This window comes from Sphingopyxis sp. RIFCSPHIGHO2_12_FULL_65_19, from assembly GCF_001830555.1.
Lineage (GTDB): Bacteria > Pseudomonadota > Alphaproteobacteria > Sphingomonadales > Sphingomonadaceae > Sphingopyxis.
Window position 1 is genome coordinate 20,017 of sequence record NZ_MIAM01000005.1, and the last position, 19,796, is coordinate 39,812.

Sequence of the window (19,796 nt, forward strand, 5' to 3'; positions counted from 1 at the left end):
CTCGATGGCGGAGGCAGTGAGACTTGCCAGCTTGCTGGCTTCGTCGCAGCGAAGGGGGTGGGCTATCGCCCCGAAGCGACGGTGCAAAGACGCACCATCACCCCCATCCAACTTCGCCTGGCCGCTTTGCGACAAGGCTGCGTATCCTTACCCGATCAAGGGGAAGGGGCTGATCGAATAGCCACCCCATTTTAACTCCTTCCTGCTAACCTCCACCCGATGACGGTGCACCCCGCCTTTCCAGCCGACGCCGCGCCCGCGGCCCCCATGACGGTCCGCGTCGTCGATCCGCTGGCGCTGTCGGACGAGCTGGCGGCGGCGTGGGACCGGCTGGCGGCGGATGCCAGCGAACCCAATCCCTTTGCCGAACGCTGGTGCCTGCAATCGGCGCTGCACCTGCTCGATCCCGAGCGGCACGCACGGCTGGTGGTGGTCCGTGACGGTAGCGACGGTCCGGTGATCGGGATCATGCCGGTCGCACCCGCGTCGCATTACGGCCGCCTGCCGCTGCGCCACGCGACGGGCTGGGCGCATCCCAATCATTTCCTTGGACTACCACTGGTGCGCGCCGGTTTTGAAACCCTGTTCTGGTCGATCCTGCTCGGTTGGTGCGATGCGGCGCCATGGGCCCGCACGCTGCTGCATGTGCCGCGCCTGACGGAGAATGGGCCGCTCCACCGCGCGCTGGTCCAGACGGCACAAACGCGGGGCGGAGAGGCCGAGGTCGTCCACCGCGAGGAGCGCGCGCTGCTGGAAAGCACGTCGTCGCCGGAAGAATATTGGGAAAGCGCGGTGCGGGCGAAGAAGCGCAAGGAATTGCGCCGCCAGGCCAACCGCCTCGCCGAACTGGGCATCGTACATTTGCGCCGCTGGCAACCCGGCGACGCCATCGATCCGTGGATCGACGCCTTCCTCGCCCTGGAAGCACGCGGCTGGAAAGGCCGCGCCGGATCGGCCCTTGCCAGCCATAGCGAGACCCAGGCGTGGTTCCGGGCGATCCTGGCCGGCGCTGCCGCAGCGGGTCGGCTCGACATGCGGGCGCTCGATCTCGACGACCGGCCGCTCGCGATGCTGATCAATTTTCTGTGCCCGCCCGGCGGTTTTTCGTTCAAGACCGCGTTCGACGAGGATTATGCCCGCTTCTCGCCGGGTGTGTTGCTGCAACAGGCGAATCTCGACCTGTTGGACGACACGCGCATCAATTGGGTCGACAGCTGCGCCGCGCCCGGTCATCCGATGATCGACAGCGTGTGGCGCGAACGGCGCGCGCTCATATGGGTCAACGTTGGATTGTCGGGGCCGTCGGACCGGCTGCGCTTTGCCCTGCTGACGCGGGCCGAGCGTTTCTGGCGGCGCTGGAAGCGCGCGGCCACGCCGCCAAGTGAAATGGAAAGCCTGACATGACTGCGCACCAGCCGATCGCCCGGCCCGTATTCCCCAGCGAGACACTGGATCGGATGCAGGCGCTCTATCCGCGGAATGCGGGGTTGCTGCACCATCATTTGCCCGACCACCCATTGCTGTCGCTGGAGGCTCTGGCGCGGCTTGGCGAAAGCCTGCCGACGAGCGCCGTCGAATATAATCCGGGCAACGTCCCCATCGGCATCCGCCCCGAAGACATCCCGTCGAACGGGCTGTCGATCGGCGAGACGATCCGCACGATCGACAGCAACGGAAGCTGGGCGGTGCTGAAGAATATCGAGAATGTGGAGGCCTATCGCACGCTGCTGATGGACCTGCTCGGCGAACTGGAGCCGGTCGTGGCGCCGCGCACCGGGGCTATGCTGACGCCGCAGGGCTTTATCTTCATCTCGTCGCCGGGGTCGATCACGCCTTTCCACTTCGACCCCGAACACAATATCCTGCTGCAATTGCGCGGGACCAAGGTGATGAACGTCTGGCCGGCGGGCGACGAACGCTTTGCCGACCGCCGCGAGCATGAACGCTACCACGCCGGCGGTCACCGCAACCTTCCGTGGCAGGACATCTATCAGCGCGACGCACAGCAGGTGCCGCTTGCCCCCGGCGATGCGGTGCTGATGCCGGTGATGGCGCCGCATTTCGTTGCCAATGGCGATGCGCCGTCGATTTCGCTGTCGATCACCTGGCGCAGCGAATGGAGCTATCGCGAATCCGAGGCCCATGCCGCCAATGCGGCGTTGCGCCGCATCGGTTTCGACCCCGCCATGCCGCCACGCTGGCCGCGTTATGCATGGTTCCGGTCGGCGGGCTGGCGCGTCGCGCGCAAGCTCAAACTCGTGTCGTAATGCGCCTGTGACAGATTGCTTTCAATTGCCGCAAATTGCGGTTATGGGCGCGCATCCTTGAATTTTGAGCCCATAGAGGACTGATGGCGAAAGAAGAACTTCTGGAAATGCGCGGCCAGGTGGTCGAACTGCTGCCCAACGCGATGTTTCGCGTCAAACTGGAAAATGACCACGAGATTCTCGGCCATACCGCCGGCAAGATGCGCAAGAACCGCATCCGTGTGCTGGTCGGCGATGAAGTGCTCGTCGAACTGACGCCTTATGACCTGACCAAGGGTCGGATCACCTATCGCTTCAAGTGAGCGGCGCGGCGATCATGCCGGCCCTGGTGCTCGCTTCCTCTTCGCCGCGTCGGCGTGAGTTGCTGGCGCGTATCGGCGTGGTTCCGGTGCGCATCGCGTCGCCCGACATCGACGAAACTCCGCTGAAGGGCGAACGGCCGCGCGACTATGTGGCGCGGCTTGCCACGGCCAAGGCGCTCGCGGTCGAGCGCGCAGCGGGCGAGGTCGTCCTTGCGGGCGACACCACCGTCGCGGTCGGGCGCCGTATCCTCGAAAAGCCCGCCGACGAGGCTGATCTGCGTTATATGCTCGGGCTGCTGTCGGGACGTCGGCATCATGTTTATTCCGGGCTTTGCGTCGTCGGAACCGACGGCAGGCCGCGCGTGCGCGTCGTCGATACGACCGTCGCCTTCAAGGCGCTGAGCGCCGACGACATCGACTGGTATGTCGAAAGCGGCGAGGGGATGGGCAAGGCAGGCGGCTATGCCATCCAGGGCCGCGCCGAAACCTTTGTCCGCTTCCTGTCGGGCAGCCATTCCAATGTCGTCGGGTTGCCACTGTTCGAGACGCGGGCGCTGTTGACCAGCGCCGGAATCGCGCTTGGCTGAGTGGCTTTACGAAGCCGGGATCGGCGAGGCGCGCGCCGCTTTGGTCGACGATGGCGAGATTGTCGAAGCACGGATCGAGCGCGAAGGCGAGGGGCCGCGCCCGGGCGCGATCCTTGCGGCGCGGCTGGTCGACGTCGGACGCGGCGGCAAGGGGGCGCTGGTCGCGCTCGACTGGCCCGGCACGCCGCACGCGACAGTGGCCGAAATCTCCAGCACGACCGCTATTGGCGCCGCGCTGTTGGTCGAAGTCACCCGCATGGCGTTGCGCGAACGCGGGCGCGATAAACCTGCGCGCGCGCGCCTGGCCGAACCCGGCGCCGTCGCGGCGGCGGGCCCTGACCTGCGCGCCCGCATCGCGGCGACCGGCATCGCTGTCGTCGATGTGCGGCCGACCGACACCGACCGGCTCGAACAGGCAGGGTGGAGCGAATTGATCGATTGTGTCCGCGAAGGGCACTGGCCGTTCACGGGCGGAGCCCTGTGGGTCGATGCGACCCCCGCGATGGTGCTGATCGACATCGATGGGGAGGGCGATGCGCTGACCGTGGCAAAAGCGGGCGCGCGGGCCGCCGCGGCGCTCATCCGGCGTTGCGACATCGGGGGATCGATCGCGATCGATTTTCCCTCGCTGCCCGATCGCGCCGGTCGGCATGCGGTCGACGCCGCGGTCGATGCCGCGCTGTCGACGCCTTTCGAGCGAACCGCGGTCAACGGTTTTGGCCTGATGCAGATCATCCGCCGCCGCGAACGCCCGTCATTGATCGAACAGGTCCGCCTCGACCCGGTCGCGACCGACGCCGCGCTGTTGCTGCGCCAGGCGGAACGCGCGGTCGGCACGGGCGTATTGACCTTGACCGCACGCGACGCTGTCATCGCGCGGATCATGGCCCACCCGGACTGGGTAGAGACGCTGCAAGCCCGCACCGGCCGCGCGGTCAAGCTGGTCGTCGATCCGACCGTGAAAGGAGCGGGCCATGCCCAGTAAATCCCCGCGCTGTCCGCTGTGCGGCAAAGCGCGCGACGCCGAATTCAAACCCTTTTGCAGCCGCGGTTGCCGCGATCGCGATCTCCTCAACTGGTTCGGCGAGGGCTATCGCGTACCCGCCGATCAGGCACCCGATGGCACGGCGGACGAGGATCGTTTTGACGAGGGATAAATCCCGAATAAAGGTGCTGGACAGGACGCAAAGCCCTGCCTATAGCCGCCGCTCGCCAGCGCGGCCGACCGGCCGACGCGGTTCGCCTGGGTAGCTCAGTTGGTAGAGCATGCGACTGAAAATCGCAGTGTCGGCGGTTCGATCCCGTCCCCAGGCACCACCTTCCTTACAGTGTGAACGCGCTTTTGGATGACGGTATCGCTCCGCCTGCCGTAGCGTAAACTGTTGCTTTTGTGCCACTAATCGACAGAAAAGCTGGGTCTTCACGCGCGCGCGCGTTGACGCGGCGGGTCGGTGCGTTAGAGCGGCCGTTCACTGCCGGGCATCTCCCGAAAAGCTTTCAGCTACGCCCGGACGGTTTTGGAGAGAGAGATCATCATGACTTTGCGCAACATGTTGTTGGGCGCCACGATGCTGTGCGCCGCCGCCACCCCCGTCCACGCCTTTGCCCAGGATGCCGCCGCTGCCCCCGCCGACGATGCGGCCGTCGCGACCGACGACACCGATTATGGCAACGACATCATCGTCACCGCGAGCAAGCGTTCGCAGACGTTGCAGGACACTCCCGTCGCGGTGTCGGTTACGTCGGCAGCGCAGCTGGAGGAATCGCAGATCCGCGACCTGATCGACCTGCAATCGTCGGTCCCCAGCCTTCGTGTCTCGCAGCTCCAGTCGAGCGCCAACACCAACTTCATCATCCGCGGTTTCGGCAACGGCGCCAACAATGCCGGTATCGAACCGTCGGTCGGCGTGTTCATCGACGGCGTGTACCGCTCGCGTTCGGCGGCCCAGATCGGCGACCTTCCGAATGTCGAGCGCATCGAAGTGCTGCGCGGCCCCCAGTCGACCTTGTTCGGCAAGAATGCTTCGGCGGGTGTCATCAGCATCGTCACGCAGAAGCCGCAGTATGACTTCGGCGGATCGGCCGAAGTCACCTATGGCAATTATAACGCCATCACCGTCAAGGGCGACGTCACCGGCCCGATCAGCGACACGGTCGCCTTCTCGATCGGCGGCAGCTATAACCGCCGCGACGGTTATGCGCAGGACCTGAACCTCGACACCGACGTCAATGATCGCAATCGTTGGGGCGTGCGCGGCCAGTTGCTGTTCGAGCCGACCGATGCGCTGTCGATCCGACTGATCGGCGATTATGACAAGATCGACGAAAATTGCTGCATCGCGGGCAATGTCATCGCCGGCCCGACCGTTGCGATTACCAACGCGCTCGCCGGTGGTCCCAGCGTCGATGCGAACAATCCCTTCTCCTACGACGTCTACAACAACTTCCTGTCGTCGAACGAGATCGAGAATTACGGCGGTTCGGCGCAGATCGACTATGATCTCGGCAACCTCGCGCTCACTTCGATCTCGGCCTATCGCAAGGTCCAGGCCGACACGAACCAGGATTCGGACTTCACCGCCGCCGACCTGATCGGTGAAAAGAGCGACAATGTCGGCATCGACACCTTCACGCAGGAAATCCGGCTGACGTCCGATTTCGACGGTCCGATCAACTTCCTGCTCGGCGGTTATTATTTCAATGAGAAGGTCGATCAGACCAGCGCGATCAGGTTTGGGACCGATTTCCGTCCCTATGGCAACGTGCTGATCCAGGCCGCCAGTGGCGGCGCGCTGAACGTCGATCTGCTCGAAGGCACGCTCGGCGCGCTCGAAGGCAATCCGGCGAAATATGTCGGCCAGTTCTTCCGTGCGGGCACCGGGCTCGACGAAGGCTATGAGATGAAGAACGAGGCTTTCTCGATCTTCGGCACCGTCGATTTCGAGGTCACCGATCGCCTGACGCTGACCGTGGGCGGCAATTATACCAAGGACCGCAAGCGTTTCTCGACCGACGTTGTCAGCAGCGATGTCTTTTCGGGCATCAACCTTGACGCCGCGGCCTATGCGCCGTTCCGCAACCAGCTCTTGCTTGGCGGTGCGTTGCAGCAGGCTGGCGTCAATCCCAACAATCCGGCCGCAGTGGCCGCATTTGCGACCAACCCTGCGACCGCTCCGATCTTTCAGCAGTTCGTCGCCTTTGCCAACGCCAATCAGAACAACCCTGCGGCGAACCCGCTCAATGGGCTGAAGGCGTTCCAGTTCCTGCCGCCTTTCCTCAACGTTCCCAATGCGGTCGAAAGCGGCAAGACGAACGACGGCGACTTCTCGTACAGCGTTCGCGCCGCTTATGAGCTGACCGACACGGTCAACATCTATGCGACCTATGCCACGGGCTTCAAGGCGAGCTCGATCAACCTGTCGCGCGACAGCCGTCCGACCGCCGCCGACCTGCCCGCGATCATCTCCGGCGGTCTCGGTGTTCCGAACCTCGTGTCGGGTTCGCGCTTTGCCAACCCGGAAGAATCGACGGTTTATGAGTTCGGCCTGAAGGGCCAGTGGGACGTCGCCGCCGTGAACGTCGCGGTGTTCAAGCAGTCGATCAAGGGCTTCCAGTCGAACGTCTTCACGGGCACCGGCTTTGCGCTCGCGAACGCCGGCAAGCAGTCGACCTTCGGGATCGAGTTCGACGGTTCGGTGCGTCCGGTCGACGGCCTCACCCTGACGCTGGCGGCGACCTATCTCGACGCCAAATATGACAGCTTCATCAATTCGGCGTTCGGCGACATCTCGGGCACCACGCCCGCGGGCATCCCCGAATTGTCGCTGTCGATGGGCGGCACCTATACCTATGAGTTTGCCGGCGGGACCAAGGCGATCGCGCATGTCGATTACAGCTATGAAAGCCCGGTCCAGATCGTCGAGGGCCTGTCGGGCTTCCCGGCCAGCGTCGCGCAGAATCTGAAGCGCGAAGTCAATTCGCTGAACGCGTCGTTCACGGTCCGACTGACCAACGGGCTCGACGTTGGCGTATGGGGCCGCAACCTCACCAATGCGCAATATCTGACGACGATCTTCCCGGCCGTTGCCCAGGCGGGCAGCGTCTCGGGATATCCGAGCCAGCCGCGCACCTATGGCGGCACCGTTCGCTTCAAATTCTGATTGCCGCGTGGGCCGGGGCTTTGTCGCCCCGGCGCCGCGACGCGCAACGGACATAAAAGAACCCCGGCCTCTCCATGGAGAGGCCGGGGCTTTTTTGTCGGCGTTGCGTTTTGGACGTTAGAACTTCACGCCGGCCGCGATGCCGTAACGGCGCGGTTCGAGGGTGAAGATGTTGGTGTAGTTACCCGACGATTGGTCGGTGATGTAGAGCCCCGTGACGCTGTTGGCGTCGAAGAGGTTCTGGATGAAGCCTTTGACATACCATTTGTCGTCGGCACCGTTCAGCTGGAGCTGGGCGTTGACCTGGGCATAGCCCTTGATCCGGTTGACGTTGCCGTTGAAAATGCTGCCATAGCTTTCACCCGTATAGGCCATGTCGACACGCGGGACGAGGGTCATGCCGCCGTCGCCCAGCCGGGCCGTATATTGCACGCCCGCGCTGAACTTGTAGTTCGGTGCCTGCGGCAACTGGTTGCCCTTGATGTTGACCGGCACGCCGGCGGAGAAATATTCGATCCCCCCGAACGTCGCCGGGGCGAGACCCGCGCCGGCGAACGCCCCGGCCGCTGCCGCTTCCATCACCGAACAGATGCTGAACGCACCCGTCGAAGCAATGCCGCCGTCCGCCGGGAAGGTCGTCGTCGGTTGCAAGCCGGCACCCGCCTGAACGCCCGGGACAAAGCCGCCGTTGATGACCTGCTGGACCCCGTTCACAAAGGCGTTGACCCCCGCGGCGTTGCCCGACGTCGATGCCACTGCGCAGTTCGCGGCGTTGGTGATGTCCTTGATGATCACCGCGTCGCTGCGGCCACCGCCAAAGTCACGCGGGTTGCTGGTGAATTTATCGTCGGTCACCTTGCTGTGCAGGTAGCTGAAGCCGAGGTTGACGACGACGTCGGGATCGGGCCGCACGATCGCTTCGGCCTCGAAGCCATAGATGTCGGCGCTGACATTGTCGTTGACCGCGGTACGCGCGACGATCTTGCTGAGCTGAAGATCCTTATATTTATAATAGAAGGCGGTGAGGTTCAGCTGAAGCGCGCCATTACCGAAGGTGTTTTTCGACCCGATTTCAAATGCATCGACCTGTTCGGGTCGGAAGCTTTCGGGCACCTCGAAAATCGGCTGGAGCGGCGGGTTGATCCCGCCCGATTTATAGCCGCGCGAATAGGACGCGTAGAGAAGATTGTCCTCGGTCAGCTTGAAGTCGAGCACCGCGCGGCCGGTCAGCTTGTTGAACTTCACCGTCCGGGCCTGGATGATCTGATTGCCCGGCGTGCCCGGATCCGCATCGAACGACCCGACGAAGGGCGAATCAAAAGCGCTGCCGGTGCCGCCATGCGGCGCGAGGAAGCTCGCCAGCGTCGACCGCGCGGTCACGCTCTTCTTGTCATTATTGTATCGCAAGCCCGCGGTCAGTTTCAGCCGATCGCTGAACTCGAAATAGGCTTCACCGAACAGGCCGTAAGAGGTGATCTTCAGATCGTCGGTGTTGTTGCGGAAGAAGGGCGTGGCGAGGAACGACGGCGGCAATGGGCCGCCGGCCGCGGGCGGGTTGGTCGCCGCGGTGAACGCGCCGAGCACGCCGGTCAGATAGTCGATCGGGAAAGCGTTCACATAATAGCTGTTCTCGGTCAGGTGATAATCGGCATAAATGCCGCCGACGAGGAAGTTGAACGGTCCGTCGAGGTCGCTCGACAAGATGCCTTCGACCGACCAGCTGCTGTTATACTGGTTCGACCGGTCGAACTGGAGCGACTGGTCGCTACAGATTTTGTTGCCGCCATAGCTGCCGTAGCCGCTTTCCTCGGCCAGCGAGGTGCAAAGCTGCCCGGTCGGGCCATTGGGGATGATCGCCGCAGCGACCGGCGCGAAATAGGGCGTAAACCCGGCGCCCAGCGCGCCGTTTGCGGCCGCCTGCAACGTCGCGAGGCCGCCGGCATAGAGCGCGCGGTTGCCGACATTGCTGTTTATAGTCCTGCGACGCGTCGAGCTTGACCTTCTGATACTGGCCCGACACCTGAAGCGACACGGGCCCGAAATTATGCTCGACCTGGCCCTGCAACGTCAGCTCGCTGGTGAAATAGCTCGGCGTATAGGCCGTATTCACCTCGCGCGGATCGGACGGGATCGTCGTATTGGCATAGACGTCGGGGCCGTAGAGGCTGCCGAGCGCAAAGGCCTGTGGAATGCCGCGGATCGCGAGGAATTCGCGCGACGTCAGCGCGGCGGTGAAGGTCGCGTTGCCGTTGAACGGCGAATTGTCGAGACGGCTGTTCAAACAGCCGAGAATGCCGGTCGGGTCGCGTTGGCACAGCTGTTTCTGGATGCGCGTGCGCTGGTCCTTTTCGCGGAAATAGGATGCGAGCAGGTCGATCGTGGTATCGGGCGACGGTTCCCAGCGCAGCGAGCCGCGGACCGAATAAAGGTCGCGGTCGTCGATCCGCGTGCCGAGGAAGCTGTTCTTCGTATAGCCGTCGCGGTTGAGATAGATGCCGGCGACGCGCAGCGCCATCGTGTCGCCCAAGGGGATGTTGACCATCGCCTTGCCCTTCATGGAATCATAATTTCCATATTCGGCTTCGGCCGCGGCCTCGAAGGTCCCGAGTTTCGGTTTCGCGGTGATCACGTTGACCACGCCCGAGGTCGCGTTGCGTCCGAACAGCGTTCCTTGCGGTCCGCGCAGCACTTCGATGCGTTCGAGGTCGAAAAATTCGGTTTCAAACAGGCGGGTCGAAAACAGCGGGTCGCCGTTCAGGTGGATCGCGGTCGCACTGTCGCAGGTCGTGCCGACGCACAGATCGCCGATGCCGCGGATCGTAAAGCTGGCGCCGGTGAAGTTGGTCTTGGTGAAGGTGACGTTGGGCAGGGTCAGCTGAAGATCGGACGGGGTCTTGATCTGCTGCGCCTCCAGGGCCTCGGTCGAGAAGGCGCTGACCGCGATCGGCACGTCTTGCAGACGTTCCGACTGGCGCTGCGCCGTGACGACGATTTCGCCGCCAAAGGCATCGCGTTCCACTTCCTCCGCCGCGTCCTGCGCAAATGCCGGTGTCGCCACCGTCATTGCAAGGATCGACGTTCCGATCAGTGCCTTGAACTTCATCTATAGCCTCCCTTTTTCGATCCCGCGCGATGCGGGGCCGCCCAATTTCAAATTGTGGTAAGGGGAGGGGAAACGACCAGACATGGCAAAGGGCGCCGGGCCGAAACGGCCACGTGCCCTTGTGTATCCCACTTGCCAGCTGTGCTGGTCATCGTCCTCTCCCACCGGCGTCGGGGATTACGCCGGCCTCTCCGGATCACGACCCGCTTAGGCGAGTTCTGTAATGCAAGGTGAAGGTGCGCCGAGTTGACGAAAGCGTCAAGTCACTTGTTTGGCCCAAAAAAGGACGCGAAACTGCGCCTATTCGGAAAGTGAAAAAGTCAAGTTTCCGCAACGTAAACTTCATTGGCGGGCATAAATTCTTCTTGTCCGGCCCTTGCTTATCGGCTCTGGCACGACGAAATGTGCGACATGATGGCAACAGTGAAGGCGGGGCAATGAGCGAGGACAAGACCGAGTTGGGGCCGGACGGCAAGGTGATCGTGCCCGACCATGTTGCGGACGCCGTGCGGACGTTGATCGAATGGGCGGGCGACGATCCGGCGCGCGAAGGACTGTTGGACACGCCGCGCCGCGTTGCGCGCGCGTGGAAGGAATATTGCAGCGGCTATGCCGACGACCCGTCGATCCACCTGTCGCGCACGTTCGAGGAAGTCGGCGGATATGACGAGCTGGTGCTGCTGAAGGATATTCCGTTCCAGTCGCACTGCGAACATCATATGGCGCCGATCACCGGCAAGGCATCGATCGCCTATATGCCGCGCGACCGCGTCGTCGGTATTTCCAAACTCGCGCGCGTGCTCAATGGCTATGCCCGGCGGTTGCAGGTGCAGGAGCGACTGACTGCCGATGTCGCCCGCTGTATCTGGGACAATCTGCACCCGCATGGCGTCGCGGTGGTCATCGACGCCCAGCACGGCTGCATGACCGGACGCGGGGTGCGCACCCCCGGCGTCGGAATGGTGACGAGCCGCCTGCTCGGTTGTTTCCTCGACGACCAGCGCAGCCGCAAGGAAGTGCTGAGCCTGATGGGCTATTGACCGATGGGCGGCCTCAGCGCCGCCACATGCGCAGCAGCTGATATTGGACCGCCTGCAACCGCGTGAAGTTGGCGGGGTCCATTGCCCCGCCCTCGATCGCGGCAATCTCGTTCAGTTCGTACATCAAATTGCGGTGCGCGACGTCGGGGATCAGGCTCTGGATGAAGGTGATCGCGACCAGCCGTTCGCCGCGCGTCACCGGCTCGACCTCGTGCAGCGTGTGCGACGGGTAGACAACCGCGACGCCCGGCGCTTCCTTGAAGCGCAGGTCGGCGTTGCCGAGCTGCACATGCAAGGCGCCGCCGTCGTAATCGCCCGGGTCGTTCAGGAACACCGTGCAGCTGACGTCGGTTCGCAACTGGCCGTCGGGCAGGGGGATATAGGCAGCGTCGGGATGCAGCCCGTAGTGCATTCCCGGCGTGTAACGCGTCAGCAGCGGCGGCGCGATGCGCGCGGGGAAGGCGAAGGCCATGAAATCGGCATTCTGCACCATCGCATCGAGCAGAATCTTCGATGAGCGTTCATAGGCGCCGGCGTCGTGCAGCTGGAGGTTGTTCTTCACCGTCGAATGCGGGTTGCTGATCTTTCCGTCGACGAATTTGCCGCTGGCGGCAATCTCGCGCAGCGCGCGGACCGCGCCATCGTCGAGCAGCTGAACGAGCTTGAACATCTATCGGCTTTCCTGATCGCCGTGGATCGGCAGGGTGCCAAGGCTTGTATAGCGTGCGGCGAGTGCTTCAACCCATGCGATCGCTTCGGCGATGGCGGGCGCATGGTCCGCCGCCGCCTGTGCTTGCAGCTCGCGGCGCAGATCGGGGCTGTAGCCATGTTCGGGGGCTTTGGAATATTGGCGCATGATCGGCCCGGCCAGCGCGGCATCGACCCGTGCCGCGTCGACCGGGAGCCCGAAATGGCCGCATTGCGCGGCGAGCGCGGCCGCCGGATCGGCCAACAGTCGCTCGAAATCGACCCACAGGTGACGGGGGTCGGAGGGGGGCAGGGTGCGCTGCGCTGTCGCCATTTCGCACAGCCAGCTCATCGCGACGCGGGTGACCGGCGGCAACTGCCACAGGGCAAAGGGGAAGTCGGGCAGCAACGCCGCCAGCCGCGCCATGCGGGCGGGCGCCTGCGCCAACGTTTCGGTCCGCGAAGCGTCGCCCGCCAGGATCGTTTCGATGTAGCGCGGCAGCGGGACGTGGAGAAAGACCGCGCGGCCGCCGGGTCCGGTCAGATCATCGGCGATCGCGGTGATGACGCTCGATGCCTTGACCATCGCGCGCTGATCGGGGGCAAAGCCTCGCCCCAACCATCGGGCAACCTGTTCGCGGCGGTGGCGGTAGCGATCGGGCGACCAGACCGATTCGGGGCGGTCGATCCGGTCGGCGACCTGCGTCAGCGCGCGCAGCAGCATCGGTTCGCGGAGCGGCAGCACGCCCCCTGCATCGGCCAACAGGCGCGAGAGGAGCGTCGAGCCGACATGCCCGATATGAAAGATGAAGTCGGGCCGCGGCGACGCGGCGCCCAGATCGGGGAGGGCGTCCCACGCCACCCACTCGCGCCCGATCCGTTCGGTGAGCAGCCGCTGGTCGAGAAAGCTCGCGGCGCGATAATCCGCTTCGCCGAGCAGCGCGACCAGCACCCGGTCGTTCGCCAGGTCCGCCATATGCGGCAGCAGGCTGGCGTCGGCCGCAAAGCGGTGCTGGAAAGAGGTTTCGACCATCGCCGTTGCCATAGGAAAGGCGCGGCGGGTTGACCAGACAGGATGCACCGGTGATCGGCGTTGGGTTCGGGGTGGGAAGCGGACGTTCGCTCCGCCCTCTCGTCACCCCGGACTTGATCCGGGGTCCATGACTTCAGCGCCGCGATGGATCCCGGATCAAGTCCGGGATGACGAAGAAACAAGGTCCGCTTCCGCTCGAAACCGGCCATGCGTCGCCGCACTTCGCACCATATGAAAAGGGCCGCGCTTCCTTTCGGAAACGCGGCCCTTTCAAAAGACTTTTGGCAGAGGAAGCTTAAGCTTCTTCGGCTTCGTCCGCAGCAGCTTCGCCAGCGTGGTCCGACGGCGCGGCGCCCGCGTCGTCAAACTCGTCCTCGCTGTCGGGTTCCAGCGCCGTGGCAGCAGCCTCGGCCTGTTCTTCCTCGAACATCGCGGCGATGACGTCGATGCCCTGCTTCTGCATTTCGGCTTCGTCGGGCGAGCGGGCGACGTTGACGCCAACCGACACGACGACTTCGGGGTGCAGCTTGACCTTGACGTCGACCAGGCCGAGCGACTTGATCGGGCGTTCGAGTTCGACCATCGACTTGCCGATGCCTTCGACGCCGTCTTCGGCGAGGGCGTCGACGATGTCACGGACCGAAACCGAGCCGTAAAGCTGGCCGGTGTTCGACGCCTGGCGGATCAGGACGATCTGCTTGCCGTCGATGTCCTTGGCGCGGCCTTCGGCAGCGGTGCGACGTTCGGCGTTATCGGCCTCGATCTTGCCGCGGTTCGCTTCAAACAGCTTGCGGTTGGTGTCGTTCGCGCGCAACGCTTTGTTGTTGGGCAACAAATAGTTGCGGGCAAAGCCGTTCTTGACAGTGACGACATCGCCGATGCCGCCGAGTTTCTCGATACGTTCGAGCAGGATGATTTCCATCGGTCCGCCCTCCTTACTTCACAATGTAGGGGAGCAGGCCGATGTGGCGCGAGCGCTTGATCGCTTTTGCCAGCTCACGCTGCTTCTTGGTGGACACCGCGGTGATCCGCGACGGGACGATCTTGCCGCGCTCCGACAGGTAACCCTGGAGCAGGCGGACGTCCTTGTAGTCGATGACCGGTGCGTCCTTCTGGCTGAAGGGGCAGGTCTTGCGGCGGCGGAAAAAGGGTCGTGCCATGATCGTTATCCTTATTCTTCGCCGTCGCGGTCACGGCCGCGGCCGCCACGACGTTCCTGCTTGCGCATCATCACGGACGGACCCTTTTCGAGTTCGTCGACGCGGATGGTGATCCAGCGGATGATATCTTCGTTGATCGCAGCCTGGCGCTCGATCTCTGCAATGGCTTCGCCCGACACTTCGGCCGACAGCATCACATAATGACCCTTGCGGTTCTTCTGGATCTTGTAGGCGAGCTGCTTGAGGCCCCAGGTTTCGGTCTTGTGAACCTGGCCCTTATATTCGCCGATGACGTTGGTGACGGTTTCCGCCAGCGCGTCGACCTGAGCCTGGCTCAGGTCCTGACGCGCGATAAAAACATGCTCGTAAAACGGCATGGTGCGCTTCCTTCGATTTGGCCGATCGCTGGTCTTGCGCCAATCGCAAAACCCCTCCGGCTGTCGTCAAGTCTTGCGTATTGGTGCAAAACAAACGGGGCGAACGGCACAAGGCCTCGCCCCGAATGAGCGCGCCTATACAGATTCGCGGGGAGAAATCAAGCATACTCCCCCTCTCCACTTGCGGGAGAGGGTTGTGCAAACTTGCGAACTTGTTCGCTAGTCGAAGCTGGGTGAGGGGGCGTGGTCGCGCCGCGACCATGCGAGCCGCAGGCTCGCAACCCCTCATCCAAGTTCGCCTAATCGCTTTGCGATAGGGCTTCCTATCCTTCTCCCGCAAGGGGAGGAGGGATTATGTGAGCTTTCCGAGCAATTCCCGCCCGAATTCGGTGAGCGTGTCGTCGCGCGCGCCGAGGATGAGGATACGGTCGCCAGCCTTTGCCGCATCGAGCATTGCCGCGCCGCACGCCGCGCGGGTGGTCAGATGCACGGCATCGGCCCCGCCCGCGACGACATCGGCGACGAGCGCCTCGCTGCCGATGCTGCGATCGACGGTGCCGCCGAAATAGACGGGATCGCACACGAAGAGCCTGTCTTGGAAACGCATCCCGGCGGCAAAGCTCGCCGCGAGTTCCTTGCCCATCTGGCGCAGCGGGCCATAGCCGTGCGGCTGGAAAAAGATCAGCGCGCGGCCGGGCAGTTCGGCAACGGCGGCGAGGGTGGCGGCGACCTTATCGGGATTATGCGCGAAATCGTCGATCACGGTGATGCCGTTGGCTTGTCCGAGCACTTCGTACCGGCGCGCGAGACCGGCAAAATCGGCCAGCGCCTCGACCGCCTGCGCGACGGGAACGCCGACGGCGCACGTCGCGGCGATGGCAGCAAGCGCATTGGCGGCATTATGGCGGCCCGGCATGCGGAGCCGGACCTGATGGGCGGCCTCCTCGGCCTGGACGGTGAAGCGGCAGCCGTCGGCCAGCGCCTCAAAGGCGCTCGCGCGCATGTCCGCATGCTCGCGAAAGCCGAACGACACAGCATTGTCAAATGACAGGAAGGGTGTGCTCTCGTCATCGTCGGCGTTCAGCACCGCAACGCGTGATTTCAGGATAAAATCAGAAAACAGGATGTGCAGCTCTTCCAGGCTCTTGTGATCGAGGCTGATGTTGGTGACCACCGCGACGTCGGGCGCATAGAGCGCGATCGATCCGTCGCTTTCGTCGACTTCACTGACGTAGATGGCGGTGTCGCCGACGAGCGCGCTGGCGAAGGGCGTGTCGGCGCCCGCGAAATTGCGCATCACCGCGCCGTTCATCACGGTCGGCTTCTTCCCTGCACTTTCGAGAATCCAGCCGATCATCCCGGTAACGGTCGATTTGCCACTCGTCCCGCCGACGCCAACCGCCTGTGCAGCTTCGTTGAACAGCGCGGCGTTGAGGTCGGCGCGCGTCATGCGCGGCAGTCCAAGATCCCGCGCAGCCGCGATGTCGGGCACGCTATCCTCCACCGCCGCCGAGGCGACGAGGATCTGTCCGGCGACGACGCCGCTGCCATCCTGTGGGAACAGCGCGATATTCTGACCCTCGACCCACGCGAATTTATCGGGGCTGCGCCCCTGATCGCGGCTGCGATCCGATCCCGACACTGTATCGCCGCGCGCCGCGACGATCATCGCCAGCGGCAACATGCCCGACCCGCCGATGCCGCAGAAGAAATAGGATTTGTTTTCGGCCATCGCGCGGCGTTATGGCGTTGGCGAAGGGTTTGCAACCGGAGCGGCACACTCTTTCCCGTTCGCATCGAGCGAAGTCGAGATGCCCCTCGGCCTTGCGCTTCGACGACGGGTGTCTCGACTTCGCTCGACACGAACGGATTTACAGGTCGCTCGATGCGCATCGGAATTGTCGCCCCCTCCACGCCGATCCTGCCCGACGATGCCGAGGCGGTGCGCGCGCTGGCGAGCCTCGGCTATCCCGACGTCGAGCTGGTCTTCGACGCGCAATGCTTTGCGACCCACGGCCATTTCGCGGGTGAGGACGGACACCGATTTGCCGCGCTGGTAGAGATGGCGAACCGTCCCGACATCGACGCGGTGTGGTTCGCGCGCGGCGGTTATGGCGCGTGCCGGATCGCCGAGGATGCCGTCGCGGCGATGACCGATGGTGCGCGGCGCAAGGCATTCCTGGGCTATTCGGACCAGGGCAATGTGCTGGGCGCGCTGTATCGCGAGGGTTTCGATCATGTCGCGCACGGCCCGATGGTCGCCGATATCCGCCGCGACGGCGGCGAGGCCGCGGTGCTGCGCGCGCTCGACTGGCTGTCGCGCGCGATCCGGGCGCTTGCGAGGCGGGGCTGGAACATGGCGCGCGCCACGCGGCGTTCAACCTGATGACACTGTCGATGTTGCTCGGCACCCCGCTCGAACCCGATCTGGCGGGGCATGTCCTGCTCGTCGAGGAGGTGAGCGAATATCTCTATGCGTTCGACCGCGCCTTTTTTCATGTGGCAAGCTATCTCGGCCCACGCGGGCTCGCGGGGTTGCGTCTCGGCCGCGTCGGCGACATTCGCGAGAACGACCGGCCGTTTGGCATGGAGGCCGAAGACATTGCGCGGGAATGGTGCGCGCGGTGCGACATTCCGTATCTGGGCCGCGCTGACATCGGGCATGATGCGGACAACAAGGTCGTCCCCTTCGGCTTGCATCGCGCCGGGTGAGAGAATAGGCGCCCTAACCGTCGCCCCCGCGCAAGCGGGGGCCGCTAGAGTTAGAACGCCAACGGCCCCCGCCTTCGCGGGGGCGACGATAAAGAGGGCAGGGATATGCGCGCATTCATCTTTCCGGGTCAGGGCAGCCAGGCGGTCGGTATGGGCAAGGCCTTGTCCGACGCGTCGCCGGTCGCGCGCGAAGTGTTTCAGGAGGTCGACGATGCGCTCGGCCAGAAGCTGTTCCAGTTGATGAGCGAAGGCCCCGAAGACCAGCTGACCCTGACCGAAAACGCCCAGCCGGCGATCATGGCGAATGCGATTGCGACGCTGCGCGTACTGGAAAAGGAAGGCGGCGTGACGCTGTCGGCCAAGGCCGATTATGTCGCGGGTCACAGCCTGGGCGAATATAGCGCGCTTTGCGCCGCGGGGGCGTTCGACCTGGCGACCACGGCGCGCCTGCTCAAGACGCGCGGGCAGGCGATGCAGGCGGCCGTTCCCGTCGGCGTCGGCGCGATGGCGGCGCTGCTTGGCGCCGATATCGACACCGCGCAAAAGCTGGCCGATGCGGCGGCCGAAGGCGAGGTGTGCACCGTCGCGAACGACAACGACCCGTCGCAGGTCGTGATCTCGGGCCACAAGGGCGCAGTCGAACGCGCGGTGGCGCTGGTCAAGGATTATGGCATCAAGCGCGGCGTGTTGCTGCCGGTGTCGGCGCCGTTCCATTGCCCGCTGATGCAGCCTGCCGCCGACGCGATGGCCGAGGCACTGGCCGCGAACATGCCCGTCGCGCCGTTCGTGCCGGTCGTCGCCAATGTGACTGCCAGCCCGGTCAGCGACGCCGACACGATCCGCGATCTGCTTGTGCAACAGGTCACCGGGCGCGTCCGCTGGCGCGAAAGCGTCGGCGCGATGGAAGATATCGGCGTCGTGCATTTCGTCGAGTTCGGCGGCAAGGTTCTCTCGCCGATGGTCAAGCGCAGCGCAGCGGGCGACGTCGAGACGGCCAGCGTGATTTCGATGGACGACATCGAAGCTTTGCTCAAGACGCTTTAAGATCCAGATTTCAGGAGACTAATATGTTCGATCTCACCGGCATGACCGCCCTTGTTACCGGCGCTTCGGGCGGTATCGGTTCGGCGATTGCGCAGGCGCTAGCGGCGCAAGGGGCGCGGCTCGCGGTGTCGGGGTCCAATGCCGACAAGCTGAACGCGTTTCGTGATACGCTCGGCGGCGAACATGTCGCTTTGCCCTGCAACCTTGGCGATGCCGCCGCGGTCGATGCGCTGGTGCCCTCGGCGGTCGAGGCGCTGGGCGGGCTTGATATCCTCGTCAACAATGCCGGGGTGACGCGCGACAATTTGATCATGCGGATGAAGGACGAGGAGTGGATGGACGTCATCCGCATCAACCTCGAGGCCAATTTCCGCCTCGCGCGCGCGGCTGCCAAGCCGATGATGAAGGCGCGTTTCGGGCGCATCATTTCGATCACCAGCGTCGTCGGCGCGACCGGCAATCCGGGTCAGGCCAATTATGCCGCGTCGAAGGCCGGGGTGACCGGCATGACCAAGGCGCTGGCGCAGGAACTCGCAAGCCGCGGCGTCACCGCAAACTGTGTCGCGCCGGGCTTTATCGCCACGGCGATGACCGACGACCTGCCCGAAGCGCAAAAGGAAGCACTCAACCAGCGGATTCCGGCGGGCCGGATGGGCGCGGGCAGCGACATCGCCGCCGCCGTCGTCTATCTCGCGTCGAAGGAAGCCGGATATGTCACCGGACAGACGTTGCATGTGAACGGCGGGATGGCGATGTTGTCCTGACGCGTTGGTCTGGAAGGAATTGCCGATGATCAAGAGTTTGATAGGCGTCGCGGCGCTGGTGTTGACCGCGCTGCCCGGTGTCGCCGCGACGCAGGAAGGCGCGAAGTTCGACTGCGTCGTGACGTCGGTGCCGGAAGGGGCAAAGAATTCCATCGGCGCAGCGATGGCGGGCGGCGGCGACGAGGCGGCGCGCGAAGCGCTGTTCCAGCAGCTCGCGACGGTCACCGACGATTGCATCGCGCGCCACGGCATCGCGGCCGAGCAGAAGAGCGACTATTTCGATTATAGCCTCGCGCGGATTTCGCGCGAATGGCTGGTCGGCGATATTTCCAGGCTCAACCTGTCGACGTCGGTCGTCGACAAGGCGCTGGACTTTGGCCCGACCGGCGCGAACCCCGACCTGTCGAGCGAGATGAGCGAGGAGCAGATCATGAAGATCGTCCAGGCCTATATCGAAAACGGCGTCGACATCGAAAAGGTCGATGGCGCGGTGTGGGAAAAGGTCGGGGCCTATGCCGCGGCAACCTCCATCTACTGGAACAAGCGTAAGTTGCTGCCGT

17 protein-coding genes, 1 tRNA gene and 2 pseudogenes are annotated in these 19,796 nt (G+C 64.1%); 13 read left to right on the plus strand and 7 right to left on the minus strand.

Annotated features, from left to right (window positions below; translation table 11 throughout):
* Positions 1-219: 219 nt before the first annotated feature.
* From A3E77_RS00840 to A3E77_RS00875, 8 genes are all read left to right on the plus strand, one after another.
* Positions 220-1,404: a GNAT family N-acetyltransferase gene (locus tag A3E77_RS00840; RefSeq protein ID WP_293643014.1), complete on the plus strand. Its 1,185-nt coding sequence runs from the start codon at positions 220-222 to the stop codon at positions 1,402-1,404.
* Positions 1,401-2,267 carry a cupin-like domain-containing protein gene (locus tag A3E77_RS00845; RefSeq protein ID WP_293643015.1) on the plus strand — a complete coding sequence of 289 codons (867 nt, stop codon included), beginning with the start codon at positions 1,401-1,403 and terminating at the stop codon, positions 2,265-2,267. The genes A3E77_RS00840 and A3E77_RS00845 overlap by 4 nt, the downstream gene beginning before the upstream one ends.
* Before the next feature lie 83 nt (positions 2,268-2,350).
* Complete coding sequence (gene infA, locus A3E77_RS00850) at positions 2,351-2,569, plus strand: translation initiation factor IF-1 (protein WP_010162480.1); 219 nt, start codon at positions 2,351-2,353, stop codon at positions 2,567-2,569.
* A gap of 14 nt (positions 2,570-2,583) precedes the next feature.
* Positions 2,584-3,156 (plus strand): Maf family protein, encoded by a 573-nt coding sequence (locus A3E77_RS00855; RefSeq protein WP_293643029.1) that lies wholly within the window; start codon positions 2,584-2,586, stop codon positions 3,154-3,156.
* Entirely contained in the window at positions 3,149-4,141 is a 993-nt protein-coding gene (locus A3E77_RS00860) for a ribonuclease E/G (protein WP_293643016.1), read from the plus strand. The genes A3E77_RS00855 and A3E77_RS00860 overlap by 8 nt, the downstream gene beginning before the upstream one ends.
* Positions 4,131-4,313, plus strand: a complete 183-nt coding sequence (locus tag A3E77_RS00865; RefSeq protein ID WP_293643017.1) for a DNA gyrase inhibitor YacG — start codon at positions 4,131-4,133, stop codon at positions 4,311-4,313. Before A3E77_RS00860 ends, A3E77_RS00865 begins: the two co-directional genes overlap by 11 nt.
* 84 nt (positions 4,314-4,397) lie before the next feature.
* Positions 4,398-4,473 (plus strand) — tRNA-Phe (locus A3E77_RS00870).
* Positions 4,474-4,691: 218 nt separating this feature from the next.
* The gene (locus A3E77_RS00875) at positions 4,692-7,316 is read left to right on the plus strand and encodes a TonB-dependent receptor (protein WP_293643018.1); all 2,625 of its coding nucleotides are present in this window, start codon (positions 4,692-4,694) and stop codon (positions 7,314-7,316) included.
* 117 nt (positions 7,317-7,433) lie between these two features.
* Here the strand turns inward: A3E77_RS00875 and A3E77_RS00880 are convergent.
* Positions 7,434-10,419 (minus strand): annotated as a pseudogene (locus A3E77_RS00880) (TonB-dependent receptor).
* 437 nt (positions 10,420-10,856) lie between these two features.
* Here A3E77_RS00880 and folE point away from each other — a divergent pair.
* A complete protein-coding gene (folE, locus tag A3E77_RS00885; RefSeq protein ID WP_293643019.1) occupies positions 10,857-11,459 on the plus strand; it encodes a GTP cyclohydrolase I FolE in 603 nt (200 codons plus the stop codon).
* A gap of 13 nt (positions 11,460-11,472) precedes the next feature.
* Here the strand turns inward: folE and A3E77_RS00890 are convergent, their stop codons facing one another.
* From A3E77_RS00890 to A3E77_RS00915, 6 genes are all read right to left on the minus strand, one after another.
* A complete protein-coding gene (locus A3E77_RS00890) occupies positions 11,473-12,129 on the minus strand; it encodes a Fe2+-dependent dioxygenase (RefSeq protein ID WP_293643020.1) in 657 nt (218 codons plus the stop codon).
* Positions 12,130-13,179, minus strand: a complete 1,050-nt coding sequence (locus A3E77_RS00895; RefSeq protein ID WP_293643021.1) for a hypothetical protein — start codon at positions 13,177-13,179, stop codon at positions 12,130-12,132.
* Between the two features lie 295 nt (positions 13,180-13,474).
* Entirely contained in the window at positions 13,475-14,101 is a 627-nt protein-coding gene (rplI, locus tag A3E77_RS00900; RefSeq protein ID WP_293643022.1) for a 50S ribosomal protein L9, read from the minus strand.
* Positions 14,102-14,114: 13 nt separating this feature from the next.
* The gene (gene rpsR / locus A3E77_RS00905; protein WP_037517582.1) at positions 14,115-14,339 is read right to left on the minus strand and encodes a 30S ribosomal protein S18; all 225 of its coding nucleotides are present in this window, start codon (positions 14,337-14,339) and stop codon (positions 14,115-14,117) included.
* Between the two features lie 11 nt (positions 14,340-14,350).
* The gene (gene rpsF / locus A3E77_RS00910; RefSeq protein WP_293643023.1) at positions 14,351-14,716 is read right to left on the minus strand and encodes a 30S ribosomal protein S6; all 366 of its coding nucleotides are present in this window, start codon (positions 14,714-14,716) and stop codon (positions 14,351-14,353) included.
* A 352-nt stretch (positions 14,717-15,068) separates the two neighbouring features.
* The gene (locus A3E77_RS00915) at positions 15,069-16,448 is read right to left on the minus strand and encodes a Mur ligase family protein (protein ID WP_293643024.1); all 1,380 of its coding nucleotides are present in this window, start codon (positions 16,446-16,448) and stop codon (positions 15,069-15,071) included.
* Between the two features lie 153 nt (positions 16,449-16,601).
* On the opposite strand from A3E77_RS00915, the pseudogene A3E77_RS00920 reads away from it, so the two are divergent.
* The 4 genes and pseudogenes from A3E77_RS00920 to A3E77_RS00935 all read left to right on the plus strand — a co-directional run.
* Positions 16,602-17,428: pseudogene (locus A3E77_RS00920) on the plus strand (LD-carboxypeptidase).
* 105 nt (positions 17,429-17,533) lie between these two features.
* Positions 17,534-18,472 (plus strand): ACP S-malonyltransferase, encoded by a 939-nt coding sequence (gene fabD, locus A3E77_RS00925; protein ID WP_293643025.1) that lies wholly within the window; start codon positions 17,534-17,536, stop codon positions 18,470-18,472.
* Between the two features lie 23 nt (positions 18,473-18,495).
* Entirely contained in the window at positions 18,496-19,236 is a 741-nt protein-coding gene (gene fabG / locus A3E77_RS00930; protein ID WP_293643026.1) for a 3-oxoacyl-[acyl-carrier-protein] reductase, read from the plus strand.
* 25 nt (positions 19,237-19,261) lie between these two features.
* The coding region (locus A3E77_RS00935; RefSeq protein ID WP_293643027.1) for a hypothetical protein at positions 19,262-19,796 on the plus strand (535 nt) is incomplete at its 3' end.

Coding starts and splice junctions, on each gene's coding strand:
- A3E77_RS00840 (WP_293643014.1), top strand. CDS start 220: ATGACGGTGCACCCCGCCTTTCCAGCCGACGCCGCGCCCGCGGCCCCC.
- A3E77_RS00845 (WP_293643015.1), top strand. CDS start 1,401: ATGACTGCGCACCAGCCGATCGCCCGGCCCGTATTCCCCAGCGAGACA.
- infA (WP_010162480.1), top strand. CDS start 2,351: ATGGCGAAAGAAGAACTTCTGGAAATGCGCGGCCAGGTGGTCGAACTG.
- A3E77_RS00855 (WP_293643029.1), top strand. CDS start 2,584: ATGCCGGCCCTGGTGCTCGCTTCCTCTTCGCCGCGTCGGCGTGAGTTG.
- A3E77_RS00865 (WP_293643017.1), top strand. CDS start 4,131: ATGCCCAGTAAATCCCCGCGCTGTCCGCTGTGCGGCAAAGCGCGCGAC.
- A3E77_RS00875 (WP_293643018.1), top strand. CDS start 4,692: ATGACTTTGCGCAACATGTTGTTGGGCGCCACGATGCTGTGCGCCGCC.
- folE (WP_293643019.1), top strand. CDS start 10,857: ATGAGCGAGGACAAGACCGAGTTGGGGCCGGACGGCAAGGTGATCGTG.
- A3E77_RS00890 (WP_293643020.1), bottom strand. CDS start 12,129: ATGTTCAAGCTCGTTCAGCTGCTCGACGATGGCGCGGTCCGCGCGCTG.
- A3E77_RS00895 (WP_293643021.1), bottom strand. CDS start 13,179: ATGGTCGAAACCTCTTTCCAGCACCGCTTTGCGGCCGACGCCAGCCTG.
- rplI (WP_293643022.1), bottom strand. CDS start 14,101: ATGGAAATCATCCTGCTCGAACGTATCGAGAAACTCGGCGGCATCGGC.
- rpsR (WP_037517582.1), bottom strand. CDS start 14,339: ATGGCACGACCCTTTTTCCGCCGCCGCAAGACCTGCCCCTTCAGCCAG.
- rpsF (WP_293643023.1), bottom strand. CDS start 14,716: ATGCCGTTTTACGAGCATGTTTTTATCGCGCGTCAGGACCTGAGCCAG.
- A3E77_RS00915 (WP_293643024.1), bottom strand. CDS start 16,448: ATGGCCGAAAACAAATCCTATTTCTTCTGCGGCATCGGCGGGTCGGGC.
- fabD (WP_293643025.1), top strand. CDS start 17,534: ATGCGCGCATTCATCTTTCCGGGTCAGGGCAGCCAGGCGGTCGGTATG.
- fabG (WP_293643026.1), top strand. CDS start 18,496: ATGTTCGATCTCACCGGCATGACCGCCCTTGTTACCGGCGCTTCGGGC.